The organism is Vibrio genomosp. F10 str. 9ZD137 (genome assembly GCF_049974785.1).
GTDB lineage: Bacteria > Pseudomonadota > Gammaproteobacteria > Enterobacterales > Vibrionaceae > Vibrio.
In genome coordinates this window covers 1-3,462 of record NZ_JBNGCJ010000295.1, presented here as the reverse complement: position 1 = coordinate 3,462, position 3,462 = coordinate 1, and the positions used below count along the sequence as shown (strand labels likewise).

The following is a 3,462-nucleotide window of genomic DNA, read 5'->3' as shown; positions in this document are numbered from 1 at the left end:
AAGACCACCGATGATGGTACCCAGGATCATCGCGATGACAACCTGCACTCCAATGTTACTTAGTAAATTCTTTTGTTTTAACACCTGTATAACTCCTGTGCTACTAAATTGTAAAATCCTAATATTAAATACTAATCTATATTAAATAATTAGATTAATATTTTGATATGTTTTTACACGTTACAGGAGGTATTGGCAACCGACTGGATCCATAATCGTTAAAAAAGATGACATTTTTTATCTAAACTGATTTTATTTTACTCAATGCAAACGTTTGCTGTGGGGCTGATCAATAATTTTCTTTTTAATTATTGGTTTTGGTTATGATGGTTTTGGTTACGATAGTTTTTTGGTTGTGTGGCGGTAAGAATGACTTGTAGCAAGAAAGGGGGACAAAAAAAGACCTTCAATGATTGAAGGCCTCAGAGTTTATAGTGATGCGGTTTACGACAGTGCTATTTCTGTGTTGCTTGCTTCATTGAAGAGACAAACTCATGCAGTTCGGCAATCATCACATCGGGTTCCTGAACATTCGTTTCGATAATTTTGACTACGGCAGATCCCGAAATGGCACCCGCTGCACCCGCTTCGACGGCTTGTTTTACTTGTTCAGGTTGAGAAATACCAAAACCAAGTAAGGCGGGTGGTGCATCAAACTGATTGAGTCTCTCAAGCAAAGTGTCGACTGGCATGTTGGCTTTGGTTTCTGCGCCAGTGACCCCTGAGCGAGACAATAGGTAGGTATAACCGCTACCGAGCTTAGCCACGGACTTCAGTGTGTCATCACTGGCTGTTGGTGGTGCGATAAAAATAGGGTGAACGCCATATTTTCCAGCAGCAGCAACGAATTCCGCGCTTTCGTTGGTGGGAACATCTGCAATTAACACCGAATCGATGCCTGCATCGGCACAACGTTGGTAAAAATTGTCGATACCGCGCGAGTACACTAAATTAGCGTACATCAGTAACCCAATCGGCAGGTCCGGATATTTCGCCCTAATCTTTCCAATCATTTCAAAGCAAATATCAGGAGTGACTTTAGACTCTAATGCTCGAATATTTGCGCCTTGAATCGTTGGGCCATCAGCTAATGGATCTGAGAATGGAATACCCAGTTCCAGGGCATCAGCGCCTGCTTCCACTAAGGTTTCCATAATTTTTAGTGATTGCTCAGGGTTAGGATCACCAACGGTAACGAAAGGGACAAAAGCACCTTGATTTTTCTCATTTAAGCGAGCAAATAGTGTTTGATAGCGATCCATTATAAAACTCCTTTCTCTTCTAGAATATCGTGAACGGTGAAAATGTCTTTATCGCCACGTCCAGATAGATTTACAACCAATAACTGTTCTTTTTCTGGGTCGGCATGGGCCATTTTCAACGCATGAGCGAGTGCGTGTGCAGACTCTAGCGCTGGGATGATCCCTTCTTTACGAGCTAGAATTTGGAATGCATCAAGTGCTTCATCATCCGTTACGTTATCGTATTCGGCACGTCCAATAGAGTTAAGATGAGCATGTTGTGGGCCTACAGATGGGAAATCAAGCCCAGCAGAGACCGAGTATGATTCTTCAACTTGTCCGTCTTGATCTTGCATCAGAGGTGCTTTCATGCCAAAGAAAATACCCGTTTTACCATGTTTAAGTGGCGCACCGTGTTGGTCAGTATCAATTCCTTTACCTGCAGGTTCTACACCAATCAAACGAACGTCTTTTTCTTCGATGAAATCTGCGAACATACCAATGGCATTTGAACCACCGCCCACACAGGCAATCACAGCATCGGGTAAGCGACCTTCACGTGCCAGAATTTGACGTTTAGTCTCCTCGCCAATGATGTGTTGAAATTCACGAACAATCGTTGGGAAAGGGTGAGGACCCGCCGCGGTGCCCAACAAGTAGTGTGCTTCTTCATAAGTGGCAGACCAGTCGCGCAGCGCCTCGTTACACGCATCTTTAAGCGTAGAAGAACCTGAATGGACGGGAATGACCTCAGCACCCATCAGTTTCATGCGAAATACATTAGGACTTTGGCGCTCGACATCTTTTGCACCCATGTAAACGCGACATTTCAAATCAAGCAATGCACAGGCAAGTGCGGTTGCTACACCATGTTGCCCAGCGCCTGTTTCGGCGATGATCTCTTTTTTGCCCATACGCTTTGCAAGTAAAGCTTGACCAAGAACTTGGTTGGTCTTATGAGCACCGCCATGCAGCAAGTCTTCTCGTTTAAGGTACAGTTTGGTTTTTGTTCCTTTAGTGAGGTTTCTTGTCAGGGTTAGTGCTGTTGGTCGGCCCGCATACTCTTGTAACAGCGTCATAAACTCCGCTTGGAATTCAGGGTCATCTTGCGCGTCAATAAACGCTTGCTCAAGTTGATCGAGTGCTGGTACCAAGATTTGTGGAACATATTGTCCACCGTATTCACCAAAATAGGCGTCAAGTTTTGCCATGATTTTATTCCTTAGTAATCTCTGATTGCTGCAAACGCTTGTTGCAGCTTATCGGTATCTTTTTTACCTGCTTGGTACTCGACGCCTGAATTTAGGTCGAGTCCTAAACAGCCGAGCATGGACGCCTGTTTTGCATTGTCAGCATTGAGGCCTCCCGCTAGCATGATTTGTTGAGTGCGATTAATCACATCCCAATCGAATACTTTTCCTGTGCCACCCGATTGGTCGCCTACCTTGGTATCGAGCAAGTGTCGGTCAACATTTTCCTTTAAAAGAACAGGCATGACGTCGGTAACTCCATACGCTTTCCAAATCTCAATTGAATCTGAAACCTGCTCTTTGAGTTCGTCGACGAATTCCTGGGGCTCATCTCCATGCAACTGAATCGCTTTAAGACCAAGTTTAGCGACAATCTCGACAATCGAAGAGACGGGATGATTTTGAAAGACGCCAACATATTGAAGAGGCGCACCACTCATAGTCATGCGAGCTGTTCCGATATCAACACATCGTTTAGATTGTTCAACAAAAATCAATCCACCAAACACTGCACCCGCTTGATATGCCTTCGCTGCGTCGTCTGGGTGGGTTAAGCCGCAGACTTTGTTCTCGCCAAGAATGACTTTTCGAGCGGCCAGTTCAAGGTTGTCTTCTGCCATCAGTGAACTGCCAATAAGAAACCCTTTCGCGTATGGGATAAGATCTTTAACTTGCTGATGCGTGTAAATGCCTGACTCTGAAATAATGATCGCGTCAGGCGCCTTTGCTTTGACTAACGGAGCCAGTTCTTTAGTACGATTTAAATCAGTAGATAAATCACGAAGGTTGCGGTTATTGATGCCGATAACTTTTGCGTTTAATGCGACGGCTCTTTCGAGTTCTTCTTCGTTACTAATTTCAGTGAGCACGCCCATACCCAAAGAGTGGGCCAGCGTTGATAGTTCATTGTACTGTTCATCGTTGAGAACCGACAGCATCAGGAGAATAGAGATAGGAAGAGCGGATCAGCA

2 protein-coding genes and 1 pseudogene are annotated in these 3,462 nt (G+C 44.6%); all 3 read right to left on the bottom strand.

Going from position 1 to position 3,462, the window contains the following annotated elements; translation table 11 throughout:
- Window positions 1-455: 455 nt before the first annotated feature.
- Window positions 456-1,262, bottom strand: coding sequence for a tryptophan synthase subunit alpha (gene trpA / locus ACP45E_RS05330; RefSeq protein ID WP_017038986.1), 807 nt, complete (start codon window positions 1,260-1,262; stop codon window positions 456-458).
- Window positions 1,262-2,452 carry a tryptophan synthase subunit beta gene (gene trpB, locus ACP45E_RS05325; protein ID WP_017033823.1) on the bottom strand — a complete coding sequence of 397 codons (1,191 nt, stop codon included), beginning with the start codon at window positions 2,450-2,452 and terminating at the stop codon, window positions 1,262-1,264. The genes trpA and trpB overlap by 1 nt, the downstream gene beginning before the upstream one ends.
- Window positions 2,453-2,463: 11 nt before the next feature.
- Window positions 2,464-3,441, bottom strand: a pseudogene (trpCF, locus tag ACP45E_RS05320) (bifunctional indole-3-glycerol-phosphate synthase TrpC/phosphoribosylanthranilate isomerase TrpF); the annotation flags it as partial.
- Window positions 3,442-3,462: the final 21 nt, after the last annotated feature.